The 24,653-nt window shown below is 34.7% G+C and carries 26 protein-coding genes, 1 tRNA gene and 1 riboswitch; of the genes, 19 read left to right on the forward strand and 8 right to left on the reverse strand.

Annotated elements, in window-relative coordinates; translation table 11 throughout:
* Positions 1-17: 17 nt before the first annotated feature.
* The 16 genes from AC6CHV_RS20765 (at position 18) to AC6CHV_RS20840 (ending at position 14,679) form a co-directional block, all read left to right on the forward strand.
* The gene (locus AC6CHV_RS20765; protein WP_341332293.1) at positions 18-1,022 is read left to right on the forward strand and encodes an SDR family NAD(P)-dependent oxidoreductase; all 1,005 of its coding nucleotides are present in this window, start codon (positions 18-20) and stop codon (positions 1,020-1,022) included.
* Positions 1,023-1,434: 412 nt separating this feature from the next.
* A complete protein-coding gene (locus AC6CHV_RS20770; RefSeq protein ID WP_341332292.1) occupies positions 1,435-2,379 on the forward strand; it encodes an NAD-dependent epimerase/dehydratase family protein in 945 nt (314 codons plus the stop codon).
* A gap of 13 nt (positions 2,380-2,392) precedes the next feature.
* On the forward strand, positions 2,393-3,586 hold the full coding sequence (gene pseC / locus AC6CHV_RS20775) for a UDP-4-amino-4,6-dideoxy-N-acetyl-beta-L-altrosamine transaminase (RefSeq protein WP_341332291.1): 1,194 nt from the start codon (positions 2,393-2,395) through the stop codon (positions 3,584-3,586).
* 46 nt (positions 3,587-3,632) lie between these two features.
* A complete protein-coding gene (locus AC6CHV_RS20780) occupies positions 3,633-5,270 on the forward strand; it encodes a CDP-glycerol glycerophosphotransferase family protein (RefSeq protein WP_341332290.1) in 1,638 nt (545 codons plus the stop codon).
* 98 nt (positions 5,271-5,368) lie between these two features.
* Positions 5,369-6,487 (forward strand): polysaccharide pyruvyl transferase family protein, encoded by a 1,119-nt coding sequence (locus tag AC6CHV_RS20785; protein WP_341332289.1) that lies wholly within the window; start codon positions 5,369-5,371, stop codon positions 6,485-6,487.
* 82 nt (positions 6,488-6,569) lie between these two features.
* A complete protein-coding gene (locus AC6CHV_RS20790; RefSeq protein ID WP_121445342.1) occupies positions 6,570-7,997 on the forward strand; it encodes a glycosyltransferase family protein in 1,428 nt (475 codons plus the stop codon).
* A 28-nt stretch (positions 7,998-8,025) separates the two neighbouring features.
* The gene (locus AC6CHV_RS20795; protein WP_121445341.1) at positions 8,026-8,775 is read left to right on the forward strand and encodes a cytidylyltransferase domain-containing protein; all 750 of its coding nucleotides are present in this window, start codon (positions 8,026-8,028) and stop codon (positions 8,773-8,775) included.
* Positions 8,772-9,860, forward strand: a complete 1,089-nt coding sequence (gene pseG, locus AC6CHV_RS20800; RefSeq protein WP_498079607.1) for a UDP-2,4-diacetamido-2,4,6-trideoxy-beta-L-altropyranose hydrolase — start codon at positions 8,772-8,774, stop codon at positions 9,858-9,860. Before AC6CHV_RS20795 ends, pseG begins: the two co-directional genes overlap by 4 nt.
* A gap of 4 nt (positions 9,861-9,864) precedes the next feature.
* Positions 9,865-10,440 carry a UDP-4-amino-4,6-dideoxy-N-acetyl-beta-L-altrosamine N-acetyltransferase gene (gene pseH / locus AC6CHV_RS20805; RefSeq protein ID WP_341332287.1) on the forward strand — a complete coding sequence of 192 codons (576 nt, stop codon included), beginning with the start codon at positions 9,865-9,867 and terminating at the stop codon, positions 10,438-10,440.
* Positions 10,418-11,101 (forward strand): formyl transferase, encoded by a 684-nt coding sequence (locus AC6CHV_RS20810; RefSeq protein WP_121445338.1) that lies wholly within the window; start codon positions 10,418-10,420, stop codon positions 11,099-11,101. Before pseH ends, AC6CHV_RS20810 begins: the two co-directional genes overlap by 23 nt.
* Positions 11,098-11,793 carry a PIG-L deacetylase family protein gene (locus AC6CHV_RS20815; protein WP_341332286.1) on the forward strand — a complete coding sequence of 232 codons (696 nt, stop codon included), beginning with the start codon at positions 11,098-11,100 and terminating at the stop codon, positions 11,791-11,793. The genes AC6CHV_RS20810 and AC6CHV_RS20815 overlap by 4 nt, the downstream gene beginning before the upstream one ends.
* Positions 11,794-11,811: 18 nt before the next feature.
* Positions 11,812-12,861 carry a pseudaminic acid synthase gene (gene pseI, locus AC6CHV_RS20820; RefSeq protein WP_341332285.1) on the forward strand — a complete coding sequence of 350 codons (1,050 nt, stop codon included), beginning with the start codon at positions 11,812-11,814 and terminating at the stop codon, positions 12,859-12,861.
* Positions 12,862-13,425: 564 nt separating this feature from the next.
* On the forward strand, positions 13,426-13,653 hold the full coding sequence (gene yjzK / locus AC6CHV_RS20825; RefSeq protein ID WP_121445335.1) for a protein YjzK: 228 nt from the start codon (positions 13,426-13,428) through the stop codon (positions 13,651-13,653).
* 101 nt (positions 13,654-13,754) lie between these two features.
* Complete coding sequence (locus AC6CHV_RS20830) at positions 13,755-13,892, forward strand: YjcZ family sporulation protein (protein WP_121445334.1); 138 nt, start codon at positions 13,755-13,757, stop codon at positions 13,890-13,892.
* Positions 13,893-14,043: 151 nt separating this feature from the next.
* Positions 14,044-14,298, forward strand: a complete 255-nt coding sequence (gene spoVIF / locus AC6CHV_RS20835) for a sporulation-specific transcription regulator SpoVIF (RefSeq protein WP_121445333.1) — start codon at positions 14,044-14,046, stop codon at positions 14,296-14,298.
* Positions 14,299-14,436: 138 nt separating this feature from the next.
* The gene (locus AC6CHV_RS20840) at positions 14,437-14,679 is read left to right on the forward strand and encodes a hypothetical protein (RefSeq protein WP_121445332.1); all 243 of its coding nucleotides are present in this window, start codon (positions 14,437-14,439) and stop codon (positions 14,677-14,679) included.
* 12 nt (positions 14,680-14,691) lie between these two features.
* Here the strand turns inward: AC6CHV_RS20840 and AC6CHV_RS20845 are convergent, their stop codons facing one another.
* From AC6CHV_RS20845 to AC6CHV_RS20865, 5 genes are all read right to left on the reverse strand, one after another.
* Positions 14,692-15,366 carry a YetF domain-containing protein gene (locus AC6CHV_RS20845; protein WP_498079608.1) on the reverse strand — a complete coding sequence of 225 codons (675 nt, stop codon included), beginning with the start codon at positions 15,364-15,366 and terminating at the stop codon, positions 14,692-14,694.
* Positions 15,367-15,443: 77 nt separating this feature from the next.
* Complete coding sequence (locus AC6CHV_RS20850; RefSeq protein ID WP_341332283.1) at positions 15,444-15,866, reverse strand: GNAT family N-acetyltransferase; 423 nt, start codon at positions 15,864-15,866, stop codon at positions 15,444-15,446.
* Between the two features lie 7 nt (positions 15,867-15,873).
* A complete protein-coding gene (locus AC6CHV_RS20855; RefSeq protein ID WP_121445329.1) occupies positions 15,874-16,389 on the reverse strand; it encodes a 2'-5' RNA ligase family protein in 516 nt (171 codons plus the stop codon).
* 113 nt (positions 16,390-16,502) lie between these two features.
* Positions 16,503-17,228 (reverse strand): alpha/beta hydrolase-fold protein, encoded by a 726-nt coding sequence (locus tag AC6CHV_RS20860; RefSeq protein WP_121445328.1) that lies wholly within the window; start codon positions 17,226-17,228, stop codon positions 16,503-16,505.
* Positions 17,229-17,339: 111 nt separating this feature from the next.
* On the reverse strand, positions 17,340-18,569 hold the full coding sequence (locus AC6CHV_RS20865) for a dicarboxylate/amino acid:cation symporter (protein WP_341332282.1): 1,230 nt from the start codon (positions 18,567-18,569) through the stop codon (positions 17,340-17,342).
* Positions 18,570-18,715: 146 nt separating this feature from the next.
* A riboswitch (cyclic di-AMP (ydaO/yuaA leader) is annotated at positions 18,716-18,866 on the reverse strand.
* Between the two features lie 212 nt (positions 18,867-19,078).
* Between AC6CHV_RS20865 and AC6CHV_RS20870 the strand changes: the two genes are divergently transcribed.
* Positions 19,079-19,151 (forward strand) — tRNA-Val (locus AC6CHV_RS20870).
* Positions 19,152-19,286: 135 nt separating this feature from the next.
* A complete protein-coding gene (locus tag AC6CHV_RS20875) occupies positions 19,287-20,297 on the forward strand; it encodes a DUF3231 family protein (protein WP_341332281.1) in 1,011 nt (336 codons plus the stop codon).
* Positions 20,298-20,367: 70 nt separating this feature from the next.
* Here AC6CHV_RS20875 and sstT read toward each other — a convergent pair whose 3' ends face one another.
* From sstT to AC6CHV_RS20890, 3 genes are all read right to left on the reverse strand, one after another.
* Entirely contained in the window at positions 20,368-21,603 is a 1,236-nt protein-coding gene (gene sstT / locus AC6CHV_RS20880; RefSeq protein WP_341332280.1) for a serine/threonine transporter SstT, read from the reverse strand.
* A gap of 370 nt (positions 21,604-21,973) precedes the next feature.
* Positions 21,974-22,651, reverse strand: coding sequence for an SOS response-associated peptidase (locus AC6CHV_RS20885; protein ID WP_341332279.1), 678 nt, complete (start codon positions 22,649-22,651; stop codon positions 21,974-21,976).
* Between the two features lie 18 nt (positions 22,652-22,669).
* Positions 22,670-23,944 (reverse strand): ATP-binding protein, encoded by a 1,275-nt coding sequence (locus tag AC6CHV_RS20890; RefSeq protein ID WP_341332278.1) that lies wholly within the window; start codon positions 23,942-23,944, stop codon positions 22,670-22,672.
* A gap of 198 nt (positions 23,945-24,142) precedes the next feature.
* Between AC6CHV_RS20890 and AC6CHV_RS20895 the strand changes: the two genes are divergently transcribed.
* Positions 24,143-24,640 (forward strand): PTS sugar transporter subunit IIA, encoded by a 498-nt coding sequence (locus tag AC6CHV_RS20895; RefSeq protein ID WP_341332277.1) that lies wholly within the window; start codon positions 24,143-24,145, stop codon positions 24,638-24,640.
* The last annotated feature ends 13 nt before the right edge of the window (positions 24,641-24,653 follow it).

A 24,653-nucleotide genomic window follows, 5' to 3' on the forward strand; every position in this document is an offset into this window, starting at 1 on the left:
AAAGAAGGGGGATAGAGATGTTCTTTAAAGGAAAAAGAATTTTAGTCATTGGTGGAACTGGAACTATTGGCAAAAGCCTTGTTAAGTCCATTCTTAAAGAGGAGCCAAGTGTTGTAAGAATTTTTAGTCGTGATGAATTTAAACAGTTCCATTTTCAAAACGAATTAGGTATGAGGGACAATGTTCGATTTTTAATTGGGGATGTACGTGATTATGAACGCGTATATACTGCTATGGAAGATATTGATTATGTTCTACATCTAGCTGCGATGAAGCATGTATCGTCTTGTGAATATAATCCCTTTGAAGCAGTCTTAACAAATGTACAAGGTACCTATAATGTGATTAAAGCTGCTAATTCACAGGGTGTGAAAAAGGTGATATTTACTAGCTCAGATAAAGCAATTTCACCTACTAATACCTATGGCGCAACGAAGCTTACAGCAGAAAGATTAATTTCATCAGCTGAATATAGTAAAGGCAAAAGAAATACAATTTTTGCAAGTGTCCGCTTTGGAAATGTTATGGGATCCAGAGGATCAGTGATTCCATTGTTTAAAGAGCAAATTTTAGAAAATAAAAAAATTACTGTTACCGATCGTAAAATGACACGATTTATGATGACACTAAGTGAGGCAACTGAACTCACATTAAAAGCTCTTCAAGAAGCAAAAGGGGGCGAAGTTTTTGTATTAAAAATGCCCGTTATTCAATTAGGGAATTTGGCAGATGTTGTAGTCAAGGAAACATGTGAAAAATATGGCTTAGAAGTTAATGAAATAACTATAGAAGAAATTGGATTAAGACCGGGAGAAAAAATGTACGAGGAATTGATGACATATGATGAATCCAAAAATGCACTAGAACTCCCACATATGTATGTGATTCCAGGACTCTATCAGAAAGAATTAAATTATAAAGATGTAAAGATGGCCAAATACGGTACCTATAGTTCAATGAATCAAAATCCTCTCTCGATTGAGGAATTACGGCAGTTACTAATAAATGAACAATTAATCTAAAAAATGAAGGGCAATTTTTCTAATAGATTGTTGCTTTTTGATAATAAAGTACAAACATAGTTGATTTGATTATAAAGTGGCGACTCCTCGAAATGTATACACAATCTCTTCGTGTGCGGTTTCTTTCAAAAAAGCAACTTCAAAGTCCAGCGGAAAAACATGTGACTTGAGATACCGCATGAACAGCAGCGACTTGTCGCTCGAGAAATTTCAACTCCTCCTTCAGAGGCCAAATACGCTTCTTTGTCGTAGTGGCCAAGTTTCTCGTTTCTGTGCAAGTCGCCTCCGCATTTCGTTGAGAAGACTTTAAGCCATAACCGAAAGAAATAGTATAAGCTAATCATGTTTACGAAAACAGTTAAATGAGAAGATGAGCTTTTTTACACATTTTATTTAGAAAGGATGAAACGATTTGAATGTTCTAGTTACAGGTGGAGCGGGTTTTATTGGGAGATGGGTTGTAAAGAAGCTTTTGAATGATGGTCATAATGTCTGGGTTTTAGATGATCTGTCTAACGGACGAGAAAAAAACCTTGAAGAATTTATGAGTGATAAAAACTTTAAGGACTTTATTAAAGGGAACATAAATGATGTGGTTTTACTTGAGAAATTATTTAAGAATGAATTTGATATTTGTTATCACTTAGGGGCAAGTATTAATGTTCAAGATAGTATAGATGATCCCAAGACTACCTTTGAAAATGATACGATTGGTACATTCAATATACTAGAAAAATGCAAACAATATAATGTAAAGCTAGTATTTATGAGTACTTGCATGGTCTATGATCGAGCTACGAATCTTGATGGTATTAAGGAGACAGACCCTATTAAACCAGCTTCTCCTTATGCAGGCTCCAAAATTGCTGCAGAGAATATGGTGTTGTCATATTATTATGCATACGGTCTCCCTGCTGTAGTAATCCGACCGTTTAACACATATGGGCCTTTCCAAAAAACTGGCGGTGAAGGAGGAGTTGTTGCCATCTTCATTAAAAATAAACTTCAAGGAATGCCTCTATCTATTTATGGAGAAGGAACACAAACTCGGGACTTACTTTATGTAGAAGATTGCGCCAGATTCGTAGTATTAGCAGGTTATTCAAATAAGGTGAATGGTGAAATTGTAAATGCAGGTTTAGGTCGAGATATCAGTATTAATGACTTAGCTAAATTAATTTCGGGGGACTCTTCGCAAATCAAACATGTTGAACATATTCATCCTCAAAGTGAGATTCCCAAATTATTGTGCAACTATGAAAAAGCTAAAAAGCTATTGGGGTGGAATCCTGAAATTAGTTTAGTAGAAGGGATTAAGCGCACAGAGGAATGGATAAAAAATACTAAACTAGTTTAGGAGGTGACGAAAAATGGTAGAAAAACTGGCGATACACGGCGGGAAGCCTGTCCGAGAATCTTATTTACCCTATAGTAGACAATTCATAGACAATGAGGATATAGAAGCTGTATCAAATGTATTAAAGAGTGATTTCTTAACAACAGGTCCACTTATTTCTAAGTTTGAAAAAGAGATTGCTGATAATGTTGGAGCAAAATATGCAGTAGCATTTTCTAATGGAACAGCTGCTTTACATGCTGCCTGTTATGCAGCTGGTATTAAAGATGGTGATGAAGTTATAACTACATCAATGACCTTTGCTGCCAGTGCAAACTGTGTCCGCTACTTAGGAGGAATACCAGTCTTTGCAGATATTGACCCTAACACATACAATATATCTCCTGAAGCAATAAAACCACTTATCACACAAAATACAAAAGCCATTATACCAGTTGATTTCACAGGGCAGCCAGCTGAACTTGATCAAATTATGTCACTTGCAAAAGAGCATGGCCTACTTGTAATTGAAGATGCTGCACATGCATTAGGAGCAACTTATAAGGGAAGAAAAATTGGTTCAATTAGTGATATGACAATGTTCAGCTTTCATCCAGTAAAACATATTACAACCGGGGAAGGTGGAATCATTACAACTAATATAAAAGATTATTATGAAAAACTAATTCAATTTAGAAGTCATGGGATTACACGAGAAACTACTAAATTAAATGAATATCACGGATCTTGGTATTATGAAATGCAGTTTCTTGGTTTTAATTACAGAATGACAGACATTCAGGCATCATTAGGGATATCCCAATTGAAAAAATTAGAACCATTTATCCAAAAACGTAAGCAATATGTCCAAATGTATAACAAAGCATTTGAGAATAAAAATGAGGTAAAAATACCTATCTTACCAAATGGGATTGACAGTAGTTGGCATCTCTATATCATTCGACTAGATTTAGAAAACTTGGGTACTAGTCGAAGGGAAATTTTTGATGCCTTACAAAAGGAAAACATAGGCGTAAATGTTCATTATCTACCCGTTTATTTACATCCGTATTACCAAAAACTGGGGTACAAGAAAGGCCTATGTCCAAATGCTGAGAAGTTATATGAAGAGATTATTAGTCTTCCATTATTTCCTACAATGTCTAAAACAGATGTAAATGATGTTATTGAAGGAGTTAATAAGGTTCTTTCTTATTATTCTAATTAAATCCACTTTATGTTAGAAAGAATACTAATTATTGGAGTGACGCAAATTGAATTCGATCTATTACCGTAACTATTGGGGATTATTTGCAGATTTTGTTGAGGCCTTCGAAAATTTGACTTATCGAAATATTCCTTTGGCACTGGTGGGGAACTTTCAAAGTTATCTTACAAATAAAGCCATTCGAGAAGTCATGAAAAGCGAAACGCTTACCCCATATATAAAAAATCAGTTCCAACATTCGGATGAAATTCAACCTTTTTTCGATCGCTATTTAAAGTTGCCGACATATAGGAACAAGGGAAACAATAAGGGAAAGACCTTGATATTACAAGGAAAAAGTGATCATTTACGCTTCCCGATTGAAACATTCTTAGAATATTTTCATCCAACAAAATGTATATTCCTGCATCCACAAAAGGAAATAACCAATAATTTTATTCGTCAGAACATAGGACATGTTCATTATTTAGACGATTACAAAAGTAGTGATATTACTAGTGCCAAAATAATAGAAAAAGCAAATGGTATTTTGGAAAAATTCAAAAAACATCCTGTCTTTAGTCATGAAATTTTTAAGGGTAGATTTCTAGATACGATCCCTAAAATAATTGAACTGATTATTGCCTTTGAAGAGTATTTGAAAAAAGTTCCTGTTTCTTGTTTAATCGTCGGAAACACAAATGGGGTGTATACCAGGACGCTGACCCAGGTTGCAGCTTTGAAAGGAATTCCGAGTATTTGTACCCAACACGGAATCATTGCGAATGAAATAGGTTTCTTACCTATTTTTGCTACAAAGCATGCTGTTTTTGGCGAGTACGAAAAAGATTGGTATATAACTAGAGGAGTTAAAGAGGATAGGATTGAAATTACAGGTCATCCACGTTTTGATAGGATCTTCACCCATCATCCCATTTCTAGAAGCAATTTTCTGAGTAAATTTAATATTTATCCAAATAAAAAGATTGTCTTAATTGCAACTAATGCCATTCAAAATAAAGCAGTACTTCAATTGCTTGTAGAAAAACTAATGCTTAATCCAAATATCGAAATCATTCTAAAACCCCATCCAAAGGAAATTTTAAGGAACAAAATAAAACAATATCAACAAATAGCCTCGATTTCTAAATCTGTTCATTTAAGTACCAAAATGGAATTAAATGATTTACTAGAAAATGTTGATGTAGTTGTTCAACAGTTATCGACTGTTGCAATAGAAGCTATGTTGTTTAACAAACCAGTATTCTTTATGAAAGATCGCACGAATTACAATATGGATGATCAGTATTACTTTGAGAAAATTGGTGAATCTGCTTATGAAAATCCTGAAGATTTAGCAGAAAAGATAAACGAATATTTTCGGTCAGAATTATACAGAAAAATATATATACAAAAGCTTCGAGAGTTTAAAAATTACTCCTATCCGGAAATGTTTGCTGGCAAGAATATCGCAAACACCGTTTATAAACTAACTGGAACTTTCCCATATCAAGCACCTGAGTCAAATTTTGAAGGGAAGTTAATAAAAGATTCGAATAACAGAATCTATTTAATCGAAAATGGAATGAAACGATCCATACATTCTAATGTATTAAATTCAATTACAAAACCGCAAGAAATCTTGTTGGTCAAAGAAAGCAAAATCTCAAGGATACCGCATGGATTGAAAATCCAATCGTTATAAGTCCAATCAATTTTATAAGTAGAAGAATAGGATGGTTAAGAAATATCTTAATCGTTAAGGGAGTCTATGAATATTTTCACAATTAAGGAGGGAATGAATTGTCGTATTTAATTCTTTCAACTTATCCTGGTACAGGTTCAAAGAATTCAGGAGATGATTTGATAGGTAAAAGCCTTGTAAATTTATTAGCAAAAATAAAAGGAAACGATATTGATTACGATATTGTGAGTTTACCTGATCAAGGAGTTGAAGCAATAAAAGACTTTTCAAAATATAAAGCCGTGCTTGCACCAGGATTAAGACCAACATTAAACGGGAGTAAAGTTGCACCAAAGAATCGAACACAATTTCTAGAAAATGCCCCAAAAATGGGTATTCCCATATATGCAATAGGAGCTGGCTGGAGTACTTATCCAGGTACTATCAAACAGTCCACCCATCTTAAACTTGATGAAGAGGAGAAGAGACATTTAATACAATATTTTGGTGCAACAAATGAAGCGAATAATGCAGGTTTGATTTCATGTAGAGATATAACGACTGAAAATCTACTACGAAATAATGGGATAAACTGTTATGGAACCACTGGGGACTGTGCATTATTTGATTATGATTTAATTGGGACGAAACCAGTCCTTCCAAAGAAGATAAAAAAAGTAGCCATCTCTATGCCACATATTAAAAGTCATTGGCAAATGGCGTATTCGTTAGCGCTTAAAATAAAGAGAGAGTTTTCTTGTGAGGTATATCTTACATTTCATGGTTATCGTGGTAGATTTGAAAAACTTATAAATCCAAGTTGGAATAGAGAATTGGTGAATATCGTAGATTTATCAGGCGGGGCTGAGAAGTTAGCATTTTACGATGAAATCGATATTCACATTGGATTTAGACTCCATGCACATATCTGGTTTCTTAGAACTAGAAAACCAAGCTTATTAATTGCTGAAGACGGCAGGGGATATGGTCATTTGGCTACAGTAAATGGTTTGGGATATTCAGCTGCTTCAAAAATGGCTATACAACAAGCAGACCAAATGATAACAGTAGATCATGAAATGGTGAAAGAAATGAGAAAAACAAATCCATCTTATAGAGCAATTAAGATGTTTAAAGAAGAAATAAAAAATGGCTATCCAATAACTAAAAATACCTTGACTGCAGTTGATAATCTTTGGACAACAAAATTCAGGCCATTGTTAGAGCTACTTCCATAGCTATTGTTCAATAAAGTGTTTAGCATAGTATGAAGGTTAGTTACTTTCATATTGGAATATTAAAATATAAAGGGGGGTAATAATGGACACCTATAAACGAAACTATTGGTCTTTATACCTTGATTTTATTGATAGTTTCAAAGGATTAACGTATAAAGGAATCTCACTACCTTATTTATTTCATTTTCGAAGTCTCATTAGAAAAAATAAAGAACTGGTAAATGCGTTACACGAAGAGTCTTTTGGCAAGTATTTAAAGAACACTGTTCAAAGCACGGGAGAGGTTCAATCTATATTCGATTCATTTATTAACTTGCATAAAAGAGAGAATACAATGAGTAGAAAAGGTGGAAAAGTCGTATTACATGATGTTGCAAATTTATTACGTTTTCCGAAGCAAACCATAAATCAGCATTTTAATCCTTCCAATACGATTATGCTAAAGGATAGAAAAATGATAACAACAAGCACAAATGATAATAATGAATCTTATGGTCTGCCTGTCTATTATTTGAATCAATTCCTCGAAAAGAGTGGAGTACAAACAGAAATTGTTAAAAATACTCAATATGCAAAAAAAATAATCAACACATATAATAAACATCCACTATTTAGTGATACGGGGTTTCAACAGGTATTATTCAATCAAATTGAGAAAACCATAAAACTTATCAATGGATCAAGAAAGTTTTTGAACAGTGTTCCTACAACCTGTATCATATTTGCTTCAACTCATTATCCAGAAAGTCGAACATTAGCACTTGTTGCAGCAGAGAAGGGAATTCCAACAATCTGTATGCAGCATGGTATTATTTCAAGTGAATTTGGGTATTTTCCTCAAATAGCAACAGTTAATGCTGTTTATGGGAATTTTGAAGTTGAGTGGTATAGGCAAATGGGGGTAAATGATCAGTCCGTTGAAATTATTGGGCATCCCCGATTTGATTTGATTTTCCGATCTCCTTCGATTTCTAAGAATCAGTTTCAGGAAAGTATAGGTCTAGATCCAGAAAAGAAAACGATATTAATGATTGTTAGAGGTGAGAAAGGTATTGATAGGTGGAGGGATTTTATTCAATACCTCTTGAGAAAAACGGATGTAAATATTATTATCAAGGACTATCCTAGTACAAAACCCTATAAACTAACGAAAGAGTCTTCTTCTGTTTTTCCATCAATGAATATCGAACTTTATGATATTCTCCAATATGTTGACGTGGTAGTCACGTATCATTCAACTGTAGGGTTAGAAGCTATGTTAGCTGATCGCCCCGCTTTTGTTCTTAACAATGAGTTTTCTGCACCTTCAGGTTACTTTAATGCATTAGAGAAATTGATCCAAGAAGATCCCGTATTACTTGCAAAGCAGGTTATAAATTATTTAAATGGCAAACTTGTAAATTATGAACAAAGGAAAAGAATGGAGTTTTTATCGTATGCCTATTCTCTGGATACGACGTCGGGAGAGCGATTAAAACATTTAGTGAATAAATTAACGAATAATGAATAATTAATTATGAATTTCAAAGGTGATTTTAATGAAAATAGTAGCTATTATTCAGGCTAGGATGGGATCCACGAGGCTACCAGGAAAAGTTTTAAAAAAAGTATTAGGAAAAACATTATTAGAATATCAAATTGAACGAGTAAAAAAGTCGAAAATAATCGACAACATTGTAGTGGCCACAACGACAAAGAAAAGCGACCAGGCAATTATTGATTTGTGTGAGCAGTTATCAATCGATTATATCCGTGGGTCTGAAGAAGATGTGTTATCACGTTATTATGATGCAGCATTGGAATCGAAGGCCGATATTATCATAAGGATAACTTCAGATTGTCCATTGATTAGTCCAAGTATAATAGATCAAATCATCACTACATTTCTACAAAACTCTCCAAGGTATGATTATGTTTCAAATACGATTGAAAGAACGTATCCTAGAGGATTTGATACCGAGGTTTTTTCCTTTAATGCGCTCGAACAGTCGTATAGGCAAGGCATCGAACATCTATATCGGGAGCATGTCACCACTTATATTCTCAGAAACCCTACCCAGTTTCAAATAAAAAATGTTAAATACAAGAGTGATTTAAGTAAATACCGTCTTACAGTTGATACGGAAGAGGACTATGAGTTAATAAGAAACATTATAGAAATTCTTTATCCTAAGAATCCTAATTTTGATCTAGAAGATATAACCCGTTTATTAGAAAAAAGAAATGATTTATTTCTTCTTAATGCTCATATCCAACAAAAAAGTGATGGAGAGAAAAAACCAGAATGAATGTATTTATTCGTGTAGACGCTTCGTTTGAAATAGGGACAGGGCATGTGATGAGGTGCTTAACTCTAGCAGAGCAATTAAATGAACATGGTGCAAAAATTACATTTATTTGTCGGAAACATGAAGGAAATCTTTGTGACTATATACAAAGTAAGGGGTTCCCAGTAATTGTTTTGCCAAGAAAAGATGCAAAATACATTCGAGGGCATGTCTTACATGCCGATTGGCTAAAAGTATCTCAAAAAGAAGATGCAGCCGAAACAATTTGCTTTATCAAAGATAAACGTGTTGATCTATTAGTAATTGATCATTATGCACTTGATATTGAATGGGAAAAAGAGTTAATACCTTATGTAAAGCGTATTATGGTAATTGATGATTTAGCGGATCGAAAACATAAATGTCACTTTCTATTAGATCAGAATTTCTACGAGGATATGGATACGAGATACAATGCGTTAGTACCAGACAATTGTGAAACATTTTTAGGGCCAGAATTTGCAATATTGCGAAAAGAGTTTTTGGATAGGAAAGACTGTTTAAGAGAAAGAAATGGTCAGATCCGCCGTATTCTAATTTTCTTTGGAGGTATTGACCCTACAAACGAAACATTGAAGGCGATAAACGCTATTATGGCATTATCTCGAGAGGATATTATGGTTGATGTTGTAGTAGGTAGTAATAACGAAAACAAAGAAAATCTAAAGGCTATTTGCAATAAAAGTAAAAATATTATATTTCATCTTCAGGTGAATAATATGGCTGAATTGATGAATCAAGCTGATTTGTGTATTGGAGCAGGGGGAACAGCAACTTGGGAAAGATGTGTAATGGGATTACCTACAATTTTAATCTCGATTGCAAAGAATCAAGAATTAATCGCGTCTACATTAAGCAAACGTAAGATCGTTTGCTATTTAGGTTCAAAAGAGCAGGTTACTGAAAAATTTATTACTTCAACACTTGAATCTTTATTAGTTACCCCAGATCAATTAATACAAATGGAAAAGTTATCTAAAGACCTACTGAAGAATGAAAATGATAATTTCCACTCTCTTATTCATGCAATTTGTGAAAGGAATTAAAAGGATGAAGTACAAATTACAATTTCTAACTTCCGAATATTTAGATACCATATTGTCATGGCGTAATCAAGATCGAATTAGAAAAAATATGTACAATGAAAAAATCATTACGATGGAAGAACATCAACAATGGATTCAACATATCCTTCAATCCAAAAACGATGTTTATTTATTATTTTTTATGGATGATATTCCAACGGGATTGGTTTACTTTAATAGAATTAACTATAAGCATGAGCATTGCTATTGGGGGTTTTATCTTGGTAGGGATGATGCGGCTAAAGGGTCGGGGACGATAATGGCAACCTTAGCTTTTGACTACGCCTATAAAAAACTGAAGATGAACAAAATTTATGGGGAGATACTAGCATACAATCTTGCCAGTGTGAAGTTCCATGAAAAATTAGGTTTCAAACAAGAAGGTTTATTTAAGGGTCACATAAAAAAGGATGATAAATTTATAGATGTATATACGTATGGTCTCTTAAATAAAGATTGGTATGAATTCCAACGACCTTTTATTTTGAATGATTTAGTACGTAAAGGGATTGATGTATGTGAAGATAGCTGTAGTTGCTAATCACGAACGATATCACTCGGTTTTTCAAGAATTAACTAATGAGTTAGAACATGAAGTTTATTGGATAGATAAGAAGGAAGACTTGCAAAAGGAAAGATTACTCGAAATGAATCCAAGATATGTCTTCTTTCTTCATTGGTCTTATATCATTCCCTCCGAAATATACAATCACTTTGAAAGTGTTATTTTCCACATGACAGACGTTCCATTTGGAAGAGGAGGGAGCCCATTACAAAATTTGATTAGTCGAGGTATTTATGAAACAAAAATTACTGCATTGAAGTGTGAAAAGGATTTAGATGCTGGGCCAGTATATATGAAGAAACCATTATCGTTATTTGGCAATGCGGAAGAGATATACGTGCGTGCGGCCAAAACGATAAAAGATATGATTATTAATATCATTGAACATCAGCCTACCCCTATAAAGCAGGAAGGAGAGCCGGTCTTATTTCAAAGAAGAAAGCCTAAAGATGGGGATATTAGCCAATTAAAAACAATAGAACAAGTTTTTGATTATATAAGGATGCTAGATGCAGATGGCTATCCAAAAGCTTTTATAGAAATAGGGGAATTTCGATTAGAGTTTGAAAGATGTTCTTTAAAACCTGATCATATACATGCAGATGTAAAAATAAGAAAAAGGAAGGATGTTACATGAACAAGAAAGTATTAGTGATTGCAGCACACCCTGATGACGAGGTATTGGGGTGTGGGGGAACTATCGCAAGGCATGTTAAGGAGGGTGATAAAGTTCATACTGTTATTCTCGCCGAAGGTATTACAAGTAGAGATAAATCAAGAGATCGAAACGCGCATAAAGAAGAATTATCTGAATTAGGTTCTGCAGCAAAAAGGGCGAATGAAATTCTAGGTGTACACTCCCTGAAATTAATAGACTTACCGGATAATCGTTTAGATTCACTAAATCGTTTAGATCTTATCAAAATAGTTGAAGAGCTAATAGATGAGATTAAACCCAATATTATATATACGCACCATATAGGCGATGTTAATATTGATCACCGCCGCATTCATGAAGCTGTAATTACAGCCTGCCGGCCTTTTCCTCAAAATCACTTTGTCGAAGAACTTTTATTTTTTGAAACAGCCTCCAGCACGGAGTGGATGACAGCAGGTTCAGCACCTCCATTTGTACCTAATTGGTATGTAGATATTACAGATACTTTGTCTCTAAAACTAAAATCCTTGGAGGCTTATGATTATGAAATGAGAGAATGGCCACATGCTCGTTCTATAAAAGCATTAGAATACCAAGCCTATTGGCGAGGTGCGAATATAGGTAAACAAGCGGCTGAAGCTTTCCTATTAGGACGAAAAATTCAATCTTAACAGAAAGGGAAGGTCTTTATGAAGGAGATAAATTTAGGAGGGAGATTAGTTGGGTCCACGCATTCTCCGTTCATTATTGCAGAAATGTCTGGAAACCATAATCAATCATTAGAGCGAGCATTAAAGATTGTTGAGGCAGCTGCAAAGTCTGGCGTACATGCTTTGAAAATTCAAACGTATACTGCAGACACAATGACACTTAATGTTGAAAACAGTGATTTTTATATAAATGATTCAGACAGCATTTGGAACGGAAATTCATTATACAGTCTGTATCAACAGGCATATACCCCCTGGGAGTGGCATAAGCCAATTTTTGAAAAGTGTAAAGAGTTGGGTATTATTCCGTTTAGTACTCCGTTCGATGAAACTGCAGTGGACTTTTTGGAAGGATTAGGTGTCCCATTTTATAAAATCGCATCGTTTGAAATCAGTGATATACCGCTGATAAAAAAGGTAGCTTCAACAGGTAAACCTATGATCGTCTCAACAGGTTTAGCAACTGTAGCAGAAATTGAAGAGGCAGTGAGAGTAGCAAGAGAAGCGGGATGTGAAGATATTATTTTGTTAAAATGCACAAGTTCGTATCCAGCATCACCTAAAAATACAAATATAAATACGATACCTCATTTAAAAGAATTATTTCAATGTCAGGTAGGACTGTCAGATCATACCTTGGGAATTGGTGTAGCTGTTGCAAGTGTTGCATTAGGTGCTACGGTTATTGAAAAACATTTCACATTGAATCGAAGCGATGGTGGGGTAGATTCTGTATTTTCAATTGAACCAGAGGAGATGGAGTTACTTGTCATTGAGACAGCAAGAGCTTGGCAGTCACTAGGAGAAATAACGTATGGACCAACGAATCATGAAATACCCTCAAAAAAATATCGTCGTTCACTATATATTACAAAAGATATGAAAACTGGTGATGTCTTCACTTCTGAAAACCTAAAATCGATTAGACCTGGTTTTGGATTACATCCAAGGTACTATGAGAATTTATTAGGGAAAAAAATTTCAAAAGACACAAAACGTGGGACACCATTAACATGGGAACTTTTATAAAAACAGATATTGATAGACAAGAAAAAACAGGCTGATTAGTCTGTTTTTTTATATAAAGAAACATTAAATTAATTAGTAATACAAATCTATTAAAAATCTATGAATACTAGAAAATTGGGGGTCGTAATTGGACAAACACCGCTTAAAAAACTATCTCAACTTTTCTTACATTAATTTATAGTAATTAAGGTGGTTAGTAAAATGTTTGGATTTTCAATGGTTCAATTTATAAGGAATTATGGTTCCAAAATGGTCAAAAGCCCCAGAAAAAACCAATAAATTTAAATCGCCCATTTACATGGACACCCTGTTTTTTGCACAAAACACTCGAAAAGTTATCAATGAAACCTAAGAAAATATAAAAAGAAACAGAATAAAAAATATATTCCGGAAGATATAAAAAAGATTTACTAAAAGGTGAGATAAATGGAAAGGTATTGATTTTAAATACCTATGGTGCAGGTTGTATTAACGCACATAACGCAATTAAGTAAATCGAACGATAAAAACAGGCTCAGGTAGCCTGTTTTTAGCATTTTATATAGTACTTGGAGGTGTAGCGTTATGAGCAAATTTGAAAAAGAGATCGAACGTTTTGTTGCGGATTACTACAAAGACCATGATGAAGCGAAGGCAAAATTAGATAAATGGGCTTCAGAAAACGAAAAGGGGTTAAGGAAGTTAGATACTGAGGCTAGTAAATTTGAAAAACAGTTTGAATCAAGAATGGAAAAACTTGATCAATGGTTTTCTAAAAAACAACAAGAGTTAGAGAAAAACATAGAGGGATAAGGACCCTGAAATTCCGCGTTTGCCCTGTGTTCCTGTCCTCACCAAAACACACTTAGTAACATATTTTATAATGTACTCTTTTTAAGAGGAGGTGCAAAAATATGGGCTACGGATTCGGTGGTTGCGGCTTTGGCGGCTACGGTTATGGCGGTGGCGGATATGGCTACGGTAGTACATTTGTATTAATCGTAGTATTATTCATCCTATTAATTATTGTAGGTGCTTCTTTCTATAACTAATATCAACATTCCCCCAAATTGAGGTACGAGTCAAACGACTCGTACTTTCTCCATTTATTACCCGAAATAATGAATTTAGGTTTTACCCCGCGACATGCACCACTTTTAGGCGGGGGTCATACGATATAACACAAAGTAAGGAGGCTTCAAAATGGACAATAACTTTTTTAAGAATATCGAAAAGAAAACAGGCGTAAATATGCAGGATGTATTCCAGTTAGCAAACTCTTTGCAAAATGCGAATTTTAAGGATGAAAACACAGTTCGCTCTGTAATTAGAAAGGTTTCACAAATTGCAAATAAGCCGGTAAACAAACAGCTTGAAGACAAAATTGTTAATAGCATTGTAAATGGCGACCAAAAAATGGACTTTAACACTATTTCAAAAATGATTAATAAAAAGTAAGCGTGTGGTCTGGCGAAATTGCCAGGCCTTTTCTGATACGACCCTTATAAATACAGGAGATACTTCGAAAATTTTAATATATAACATAATGTAAATGCTCGATACATAAAACTAATGAAAAAGGATGGAGGGCAAAACATGGGATATATATTACCAATTAATAATGAACAATATACTCAATATGTACATCGGACTACAATCTATAAAACAAACCAAATTAAGTTAAATCCAGTAAATCCAATGTCATTAAATATGAATCAGCAAATGCATGGCTTAAACCATGTTGAACGTAAAGCAATGACAAAAAAACAAAGCCAATATATTGAAAATATTCGTTCTCAATATACTGGCAAAGGGCTGCTTTACAATGAGTCTATATAAAAAATAGGAAGGTTAAAATTCTTGAACGTACAGGCCTTCCTCTTCATGCCATTCTGCAATAAGCAAATCCTTATACGTGGCTACCCCCTGGTTTTTCAATTCCGAATGTAGCCATGCCTCAGTAAATCCACTTTCCTCTAGGTTTTCTTGAATTAATATGCCATCACTTACTAATGTAATAGGGAGACGAACCTTCTGTTCCGCCATATTATAATCTTGGCGTGTGGGTGGGTCATATTTAGACTTTTTTAGGACGCTAATGGAGCCATCTGTTTCTAAAATTGCATACTCTACTTCTCTAATTGAAAAAACATCCTTCGCCCGAAGAAGATGCTGTAATTGGTTGATATCAAGTTTGTTTTTCTTTAAATGTTCTTTAATTATCTTTCCTTGATGAATAATAATTGTTGGCTTTCCCTCAAGAAAAGGCCTAGTCCTTCGAACTTTCTGAGTTATTAATTCAATTACATAAATTAATACTCCCCATACAATAATGGAAAATAGTATTTGTAATACGCCAATTTTTTGATCATAAACCGCATTTCCAACTAATTCACCAAGTACTAAGGCAGAGATAAAATCAAAAGGTGTAATTTGTGTAATTTGTGTTTTACCTAATATTTTTGTAAGAACCAGTAATCCTAACAGACCAACTACTAAATCAAATGCAATTCTAAAAAATTCCAACTCATTCACCTCTCTATGGTAGAATGAGCAGGTTTACCCTTTTTTATCCATGAAAAAAAGGATGTCATTCGACATCCTTATATTTCCTTAACCATTGTGACATGAGGAATTCCAGCATCCATAAAAAGACCAGATACGGTTTCATAACCAAGCTTTTTATAGAAGTTTTCTGCATGCGTTTGAGCATTGAGCTTTAATTTTGAAATGCCTTGCTCTCTAGCGATGTCCTCCATCTTATGCATAATCAAATTCCCTGCACCTTTTTTTCGATGTGAAGCAAGAACACAGATACGTTCCACTTTGCCGTACTCGTCAACAACGCGGAAACGGCCAGCTCCTACAGGCTCATTATGATCATAAAGGACAACGTGTGTTGCCTCATCTTCAAATTGGTCAATCTCTTCTTCAAGAGGTACTTTTTGTTCATCAACGAAAACTACTTTTCTTATTGTGTAGGCATCGTCTTTTTCATTGTTGTTCGTTACAATTCTTGCTTCCATAATGTCATTAATTTTCCTTTCCTAAACGAAATGTTTCGTAAACGGTCCAAGAACCATTTTCTAACTGATAGAGGAGGTGGAAACGGTCAATTTGCTCTTCGTGATCCATTTTTAACATACGTAACTGACCATACACATCTGAATGTTCATCGCTAGATAGTTTTTGCCCAATTGTAATATGTGGCACAAATGCATATTCAGGTTCTCCAGCAAAATAGCCAGAGTGTAAGGCATTATGTAATGTCTGTAATTCTTCATTTGGATCTACTTTTAAATAAATTACATTGTTTACAGGAGAAAACGAACTCACCTTTAACACATTTAATTTAAATGAATCTACCTGTTTAGCTACCGCTGCTAATTCCCTTGTAATATCCACAATCTCATGATCGGATGCTTCGAATGTGTTTTTTAGTGTGATATGCGGTGGGATTAATGCATAATGCGGGTCATACCGTTTACGATATGAATTCGCGATGTCTTGAAGTTTTTTGGATGGGAAGATAACAATGCCGTATTTCATTTTATTGCCCTCCTATAGTTTTAAATTTCAAAAAGTGAAGTACCAAATGTTGTAAACGAAAAATAATAATATAATTATATCAAATATTTGAAAATGATAGAATAAAAAAACGGCTATTTGAGCATTTTTGAAAGTGCCCTTGGTAAGTCAGGCTGCCAGTATTTCCACGTGTGATTACCGTTAAATTCTTCATAGAAATAGGAAAAACCTTTGCTCACAATGAGCTTATGTAATTTTCGGTTTGGCGTTAAAAAATCCTCAATATTACCCTTTGTTGTTTTCACCTCGGTTTCACCTGTCCCGATTATATGATATAAGTCAAGGAGATATGGGTCTGCAAAACTTTCAACCTGTAACAGAACATGATCATTTACAAGGGGAGATTGCATGATCACCTTTCCAAAAGTATGTGGGTATTCAAGTGCTGTTAGTAGTGAAATCGTCGCCGCCAGAGAATCCCCGATTAATGCACGTCCTTGTCCCATTTGATAGGTCGGGAACTCTTGATCAAGAAATGGGACAAGTTCTTCCCCTAAGAAACGCTTATACAAATCATGCTGCTCACCATCTGGGTGATATTTCTTACGGCGGTCTGCAACGCTTTTATAAGGAACTCCAACAATTATGGTATTGCTTATTTCACTTGTTTCAATTAGCTTATCCGCAACTCTCGCAACCCTGCCTAGATTAAAGTAATCGCGCCCATCCTGAGCAATGAGTACATTATATTTATATAGAGGGGAGAAGGTAGCAGGCAAATAAACGATAAGCTCAAGTTCTTCATTTAAAATCTTACTATGTATAGTCATTTCCCTAACAGTACCTTTATTAATCGTCATCTTTTTAAACCTCCAAACATTCGATCAATTATGTTGCATCACTATTATAACGCTTGAAAAATAGGAAAGCGACAGGAAAAACTCCCTGTCGCTTTCGGTACAAATTAAAAATTAAGCTGCTGCTTCATCCATATGTTTCTTTTCAGATTCTGCAACATATACAGCACACGCAGCATCACCTGTGATATTGATGGCTGTACGTGTCATATCAAGTAAACGATCAATACCAATAATTAAACCGATACCTTCTGGTGGTAAACCAACTTGATTTAGAACCATTGCTAGCATGATTAAACCAACACCAGGAACACCAGCAGTACCTACACTAGCAAGTACAGCCGTTAAGATAACCATAATAATTTGAGTAAAAGTTAGGTCAAATCCGTATACCTGTGCAATGAAAATGGTGGCTACACCTTGCATAATAGCTGTACCATCCATATTGATAGTCGCACCTAATGGTTGAACAAAGCTACTAATTGGTTCAGGAACCTTAAGATTTTTCTGTGCAGTTTCCATTGATATAGGGAGTGTAGCATTACTACTTGACGTACTAAAAGCAACTGTCATCGCAGGCGCAAAACCTTTGAAAAACTCAATAGGGTTTCGTTTTGCTAATAATGCAATCGTGCCACCATAAGTAATGGCTGCGTGAATAAGTAGAGTGGCAAGTACAATTAGGAAGTATGCAAGCATTGCTTTTATTGCAGCATACCCTTGGCCACCAATAGCTGTTGCAATTAATCCGAATGTACCATAAGGAGCCGTCTTCATAACAAGATTAACAAGATACATTAATACTTCATTTGCTTGTTCGAATAAATTTACAATACCTTTCGTTTTTTCGCCTAACACGGTAAGAGCAAAACCTATAAAAATTGCAAATGCAATAATTTGAAGCATATTACCATCTGTCATTGACGTGAATGGATTTGTCGGGATAATTCCAATTAAGGTTTCCATGAATGGAGGAGCTTCAGTAGCCCCATCATAAGTAGCCCCTTGCGTATCAAAAGCTCCACCAGCACCAGGTTTGAAAATGGAAGCAAGAGCGATGGCAATTGTAATCGCTATCGTTGTAGTTGCTAAAAAATATGTTATCGTTTTGGCACCAATTCTTCCAAGCTTCTTTGGATCACCAAGGCCAGTAACTCCTAGAGTAATAGATACCAAGACTATTGGAACAACAAGCATTTTAATTAAATTCAAGAAAATTTGACCCAATGGAACGAATACCCACGTATTTGCATATTCAAAAACAGTAGGTGATGTTAAATTCAAAATAAGACCTACAATCGCACCAAGACCTAAACCTAATAAAATCTTCTTAGTTAATGACATAAAAAACCTCCTCTAAGTTGTATTGAAAGTGTTTTCTTTTTTTGGCAAAACAAATGGGAATGCGCATGTCGAAGAACAGCATTCTTTTCGTAAGACACAAAAAACCACGAGAGTGTGGCTCGTGGCTTATCGATAAAATTGCGCAACAATGCTCTCTCCAAATGCTTACGAGGTTAGCTGTCGGATTCGGATGAAGAGTATCTCCTACCTTTATAAAAAAGGATTCACCCCGTGTGCTCTTTTGCACGTTTATGGTTCCCCCGTTTCCCAAAAATGGGAATTCAGCGACTATTAAATTGTACTTTGCCTTGATATTATATTTATACAAATAAAATGAATATATGTCAATAATAACATATATTTATGGTTTTTACGATGTTAATATTTTCATAGGAAAATAGTGAACGACAAATAGCAAAAACCACAAAATTATGTATTCACGATAAAATGACTAGAATTTAATTGACAAACACTCAAAACGGATGTATATTATGAATTATTCATATAGTGATTCCGTAGCTCAGCTGGGAGAGCACTACCTTGACAGGGTAGGGGTCGGAGGTTCGAGCCCTCTCGGAATCATCATGAGATCACTTGAGTTTTCTCAAGTGATTTTTTTGCGTTTATTTTTAGACTTTGGATAATAATTATAATAATTTTATCCGTTTTTGGAGAAATTATCCTTGTTAGGACTAGACTGGGAGGTTGGTCGTTCACATGGAGGATAAAAACAAGATTCGTCTAACAGCTGCGGAGATGTCGAGCTTATGGACACAATACATAAACGATACGTTAGCTGAATGTGTTAATTTGTATTTTTTAGATAAAGTTGAAGATGAGGAAGTACGTCCAATTATTGAATATACACTGGAAGCATCTAAAGAAAACCAAAAAATTGTACGTGAAATTTTTGAAAAAGAAGAATTTCCTATCCCATTAGGATTTACAGAACAGGATGTAGATTTTAAAGCGCCTAGACTATTTTCTGATACTTTCGTATTAATGTACCTAAGGCAAATGTCTATTCTCGGAATGGCAGGTAGTAGTGGAGCACTGGGCCTTGCGACACGGCCCGATGTAATTGCTTTTCATAAGCGGGTATTAAATTTAGGTGTTGAATTGCAGGACCAAACACGTGAATTAATGTTAAAACAAGGAATATATGTAAGACCTCCGTATATATCTATTCCCGACAAGGTTGATTTTGTAGAGAAACAGCATTTTTTAGCTGGTTTCATGGGGAAGAAAAGAGCACTAACCTCTATTGAAATTAGTCATTTATTTTTAAATATACAGACCAATGCGATTGGTAAGGTACTGATGACAGGATTTGCACAAACTGCAAAAGGTGATGATGTAAAAAAATTCTTAGTAAGAGGAAAGAAACTTTCGCAAAAATATATAGAACTTTTTAGCGACTTTTTAATCAAAGAGGATCTTCCTGCTCCAATGAGTTGGGATTCAGCTGTTACAGATAGTAATGCGAGTGTTTTCTCTGATAAACTTATTATGTTTCATGTGTCAGCAATGATTGCAGCGGGTATTGGGAATTTCGGAATGGCCATGGCGGCTAGTCCAAGGAGAGATATAGGATTTAGATATGCATCATTAATTCCAGAAATTTCGATGTACGCTGAGGATGGGGCAAATATTATGATTAAACATGGGTGGTTGGAGGAGCCTCCACAAACAGATAACAGAGAAAAAATTATTAAAAAACAATCTTGATAAAAAAAGACAAAGAGAACGTATCAGTCCCTTTGTCTTATTGTGTTTATTAATATGTTTAAATAAAGGATTAAGCCGACTTAACCGTAACATTCTTCTTTTCTTTACGTTTCTTAGCATATTCAGCAGTTGCAGTGAAAAGTACGTCCGATGATGAGTTAAGAGCAGTTTCACAAGAGTCTTGTAGGACACCGATGATGAAACCAACTGCAACGACTTGCATGGCAACATCGTTCGGAATTCCGAATAAGCTTGACGCTAAAGGAATAAGTAAAAGTGACCCACCGGCAACACCAGATGCACCTGCTGCTGAAATTGCTGATAAGACGCTAAGAATTAGAGCTGTTGCAAAATCAACTTGAATGCCGAGTGTATGAACAGCTGCAAGAGTAAGAACAGAAATCGTTACTGCCGCACCAGCCATATTTACAGTTCCGCCTAATGGGATTGAAATAGAATAAGTATCTTTATTTAATCCTAGTTTTTCACAAAGGTTCATATTAACCGGAATGTTTGCTGCTGAGCTTCGAGTAAAGAAGGCTGTTAGCCCACTTTCTCTTAGACATCTAAATACAAGTGGATATGGGTTTTGACGAATGTAGAAATAGACAATTAAAGGATTCACAATAAGTGCAATAAAGAACATACAGCCAAGCAAAAGGCCTAGGATTTTTCCATATTCCATTAATGCAGATAGTCCATTTGTTACAAATGCGTCGAACACTAGACCCATGATTCCGATAGGAGCTAGGCTGATTACCCATTTTACGACTGTTGCGATTGCATCAGATACGTTGGTAATTAATGTCTTAGTTGTGTCGTTTGCATTTTTTAATGCAATTCCAAGAACAACTGCCCAAGCTAGAATTCCGATGTAGTTTGCATTCATTAGGGCATTAATCGGATTGTCTACAATATTAAATAGTAATGTTTGAAGGACCTCTAAAATACCACTTGGAGGTGAAAGGTCTTCTGCACCAGAAACAAGTGACAGATTTACTGGAAAGATAAAACTTGCCAAAACGGCTACGAATCCAGCTAAGAATGTACTTATTGCGTATAAGCCGATAATCGATTTGATATTTGTTTGGGTTCCACTTCTGTGTTTAGAGATGGCGTCAATAACTAAGAATAAGACCAATACAGGTGCAACAGCTTTTAGTGCACCTACAAATAATGAACCAAAAATACTAACCCATTTTGCTCCTTCTGGTACGACTAATGCTAATAGGATACCAACGATAATACCACCAAATATACGTTTAACTAGGCTAATCTGATTCCATTTGTAAAAGATTTCTTTCATATTCTTTCCCCCTTTTTCATGGTTGTCCATCTTATTATCTTATGAAATTAATATTATATGAATAATATAATATTTGTTAGTTTAACACGAAAATTGTCAATTGTGTATAAAATTTAAGAGTTGGAAATGAAATTTTAAGGTGAAAAATTTGGTATTTAAAAAACATAGAACTCTTTGACATAAAGGAAAGTTATGAAAGTATAGGCATTATTGATCATAGAAATCAAGTTTTTCAAACCTATACATAAGTAAAAATGACTACCTTATAGTCACAAGAGTTTCGGTATACTAAAATAATAGTTTTGAGATAATTAGCTTTTAAAAAAATAAAAAACAACTAATCCGTGATAGAAATTAGTCGTTTTCTTCATTAACATATTTTTTGAATTAAATTTGGTGAGTTATTGCTAGGCGAGTTTACTAAAGACGAAACCTCATATGCCTCCATGTTGTCAGCAGTCAGTGGTTTGAGTAGATGTGAAACCCTCGATACATCCTTTAGAGATGGATTAAGCCATGCTTGTTCGTCCTCTTTATTTAATATAACTGGCATACGATCGTGAATATCCCTCATTAGTTCGTTTGGGGTTGTGGTAATGATTGAACAAGAATATAAGGTATGCCCATCCGGAGATTTCCAACGTTCCCAGATTCCCGCCATTGCGAATATATCATTCGATTTTAATTTAATTCGTATCGGTGTTTTTGTTTTGTTAGGCCCTTTTTTCCATTCATAAAAGCTATCCGCAATAATCAGACAGCGTCTATGTTTAAAGGCATGTCTGAAGCTTGGTTTTTCAGCCAATGATTCAGCGCGTGCATTGATCATTTTATATCCGACTTTCTCATCCTTTGCCCATGAAGGTACAAAGCCCCAACGTAAATAACCTAAGCGATTTTGTGTACCGTCATTTATAACTGAAAGGACCGAATGTGAAGGGGCAATGTTATAGCTTGGTTGATATAAATCTTGTTCAATTGCCGCTTTAATATCAAAACGGTTAAGTATATCTTCGTACTCTGCAAAAAGAGTAAATCGACCACACATTATGCATCACCTCATGTTTTAATATATTGGAGGATTTTTGGATATTGGTAACTTGATAAGAAAAGAGGTTCCTATCCCAACTGTACTTTCTACATCGATTGAACCTTTTAATTGCTCAATAATTTGAAAACAAATGGTCAGCCCTACGCCAGTTCCTTTATCTTTTGTTGAATAAAAAGGGGTACCTATTTTGGAAAGTTGTTCTTTTGTCATTCCAGGACCATTGTCAGTGATTTTAACAATAATGTCTTGGTCTGTTGCAAAAGCATTTATTTGCAATAAGCCGTCATTTCCAATTGCTTCTATTGCGTTTTTAATAATATTTATCAAGACTTGTTTGATTTCATCCTTATTCCCGTTAATGTATAGCGAGTCTTCAATGAAGGTTTCAACCTCAATGCTTTGAATATTTGTATAAGATGTCATGAGTTCAACCGTTTTTGATAGTTCTTCGCTGATGTTTACCAATTCAGTATTACTATTATTTGGCTTAGCAAGAGATAAATAATCATTTATGATCGATTGTGCACGATTTAATTCAGAAAGGGTAATAACGATATAATTTCGCTGTTTATCAGTAATGTTATCATCTCGAATAATTAACTGAAGAAATCCATTTACTGTAGTTAGCGGATTGCGTACCTCATGGGCAACTGATGCTGCTAGTTGGCTAACTACGTTCAATTTTTCAGAACGTCTTAATTCCCTTTGTAAGAGAATTTGTTGCTTTAAGTTCTCAATAAGTAGAACTACTAATAAGATGGTAATCCACGTAATAAACGAAAAAAGGATCATAATTAGAATTTGATCAACTTGGTTATATTTTACTAAGGTAATTGCTCTTGTTATAACAATGAAACTGTAAATACATGTAAGTGTGATTAGCTTTTTATTTAATAGAAGAGAATGGTACCTTTTTAAGAGAAAATAAAAAATGAATACAATAATTGCGTAATTCATAATAGACAGGAGAACGTTAGTATATCCAAGCAGTAATAAATAACCTAGCATAATTAATATAACAACAATTCCTTGGATAAATCCTATATAGAGGAATGCGATAAATATCGGGATTATCCGAAAATCATAAGCGAATCCATTCGCGTATGTTACTGGGAAAGTGACAGTTAAAAGAAGCATAATGATAATCATTCCAAGAAGTTTATTTCGGTGAAGCTTTGGAGAAGAATGATTATCTTGGATAGTCAATAAATAATATATAAGAATAGGAAAAATAACGATTAATACATGGTAAAGAACATGTCCAATATGCTCTAACAACTTTTGCTCCATCTCCCTCTTATTTCTAAAATTTTTGAATACTGCTTTTTGTTAGAAATTCGACATATTCACCGATAATCCTTCTATATTACTTGCATACTCGACAATATTTTGACAAAATGAGATATGCTATTCAACCCAATCATAATTCTTTTTTTCTTAATATGGGTATGATACAACTAAACATATCTATAATATTGGAGGCTTATTATGTTTAAAAAATTATTTGGAAGTAAAGATAAAAAAATTGAGGAAGTGTTAGTGGCTCCTGCAAATGGAAAAATCCTTGCCCTAGAAGAGGTTCCAGATCCTGTCTTTTCTCAAAAAATGATGGGCGATGGCCTTGCGATCGATCCGTCAGAAGGGAAAGTCGTTTCTCCTGTGAAAGGTGAAATAATTCAGGTCTTCCCGACTAAACATGCTATTGGTATAAAAACTGAAATAGGTTTAGAACTTCTTATACATATAGGTCTTGATACAGTGAACATGAAGGGTGAAGGCTTCACTACACATGTAAAAGAAGGGGATAAAGTTGAGGTTGGAACCGATCTCGTAACCTTTGATTTAGATTTAATTAGAGAGAAGGCAGCGAGTACAATTACACCAATTATCATCACTAATTTTGATGCAGTTGAAACGTTTGAGATAATTGGAAGTGGCCAAGCAACAGCGGGTTCAACAGAGCTTGCAAAAGTGAAGAAAAAATAAGCTTACGGTCCTA

This window comes from Ferdinandcohnia sp. GQ5 (assembly GCF_059759275.1).

Bases quoted from the DNA above. Each gene is read 5' to 3' on its own strand.
- sstT (WP_341332280.1), bottom strand. From the start codon at position 21,603: ATGAAAGAAATCTTTTACAAATGGAATCAGATTAGCCTAGTTAAACGT.
- pseI (WP_341332285.1), top strand. From the start codon at position 11,812: ATGAAGGAGATAAATTTAGGAGGGAGATTAGTTGGGTCCACGCATTCT.
- AC6CHV_RS20815 (WP_341332286.1), top strand. From the start codon at position 11,098: ATGAACAAGAAAGTATTAGTGATTGCAGCACACCCTGATGACGAGGTA.
- yjzK (WP_121445335.1), top strand. From the start codon at position 13,426: ATGAGCAAATTTGAAAAAGAGATCGAACGTTTTGTTGCGGATTACTAC.
- AC6CHV_RS20790 (WP_121445342.1), top strand. From the start codon at position 6,570: ATGGACACCTATAAACGAAACTATTGGTCTTTATACCTTGATTTTATT.
- AC6CHV_RS20865 (WP_341332282.1), bottom strand. From the start codon at position 18,569: ATGTCATTAACTAAGAAGATTTTATTAGGTTTAGGTCTTGGTGCGATT.
- pseC (WP_341332291.1), top strand. From the start codon at position 2,393: ATGGTAGAAAAACTGGCGATACACGGCGGGAAGCCTGTCCGAGAATCT.
- AC6CHV_RS20855 (WP_121445329.1), bottom strand. From the start codon at position 16,389: ATGAAATACGGCATTGTTATCTTCCCATCCAAAAAACTTCAAGACATC.
- AC6CHV_RS20860 (WP_121445328.1), bottom strand. From the start codon at position 17,228: ATGACGATTAATAAAGGTACTGTTAGGGAAATGACTATACATAGTAAG.
- AC6CHV_RS20890 (WP_341332278.1), bottom strand. From the start codon at position 23,944: ATGGAGCAAAAGTTGTTAGAGCATATTGGACATGTTCTTTACCATGTA.
- AC6CHV_RS20765 (WP_341332293.1), top strand. From the start codon at position 18: ATGTTCTTTAAAGGAAAAAGAATTTTAGTCATTGGTGGAACTGGAACT.
- AC6CHV_RS20875 (WP_341332281.1), top strand. From the start codon at position 19,287: ATGGAGGATAAAAACAAGATTCGTCTAACAGCTGCGGAGATGTCGAGC.
- AC6CHV_RS20830 (WP_121445334.1), top strand. From the start codon at position 13,755: ATGGGCTACGGATTCGGTGGTTGCGGCTTTGGCGGCTACGGTTATGGC.
- AC6CHV_RS20885 (WP_341332279.1), bottom strand. From the start codon at position 22,651: ATGTGTGGTCGATTTACTCTTTTTGCAGAGTACGAAGATATACTTAAC.
- AC6CHV_RS20795 (WP_121445341.1), top strand. From the start codon at position 8,026: ATGAAAATAGTAGCTATTATTCAGGCTAGGATGGGATCCACGAGGCTA.
- pseG (WP_498079607.1), top strand. From the start codon at position 8,772: ATGAATGTATTTATTCGTGTAGACGCTTCGTTTGAAATAGGGACAGGG.
- pseH (WP_341332287.1), top strand. From the start codon at position 9,865: ATGAAGTACAAATTACAATTTCTAACTTCCGAATATTTAGATACCATA.
- AC6CHV_RS20895 (WP_341332277.1), top strand. From the start codon at position 24,143: ATGTTTAAAAAATTATTTGGAAGTAAAGATAAAAAAATTGAGGAAGTG.
- AC6CHV_RS20840 (WP_121445332.1), top strand. From the start codon at position 14,437: ATGGGATATATATTACCAATTAATAATGAACAATATACTCAATATGTA.
- AC6CHV_RS20850 (WP_341332283.1), bottom strand. From the start codon at position 15,866: ATGGAAGCAAGAATTGTAACGAACAACAATGAAAAAGACGATGCCTAC.
- spoVIF (WP_121445333.1), top strand. From the start codon at position 14,044: ATGGACAATAACTTTTTTAAGAATATCGAAAAGAAAACAGGCGTAAAT.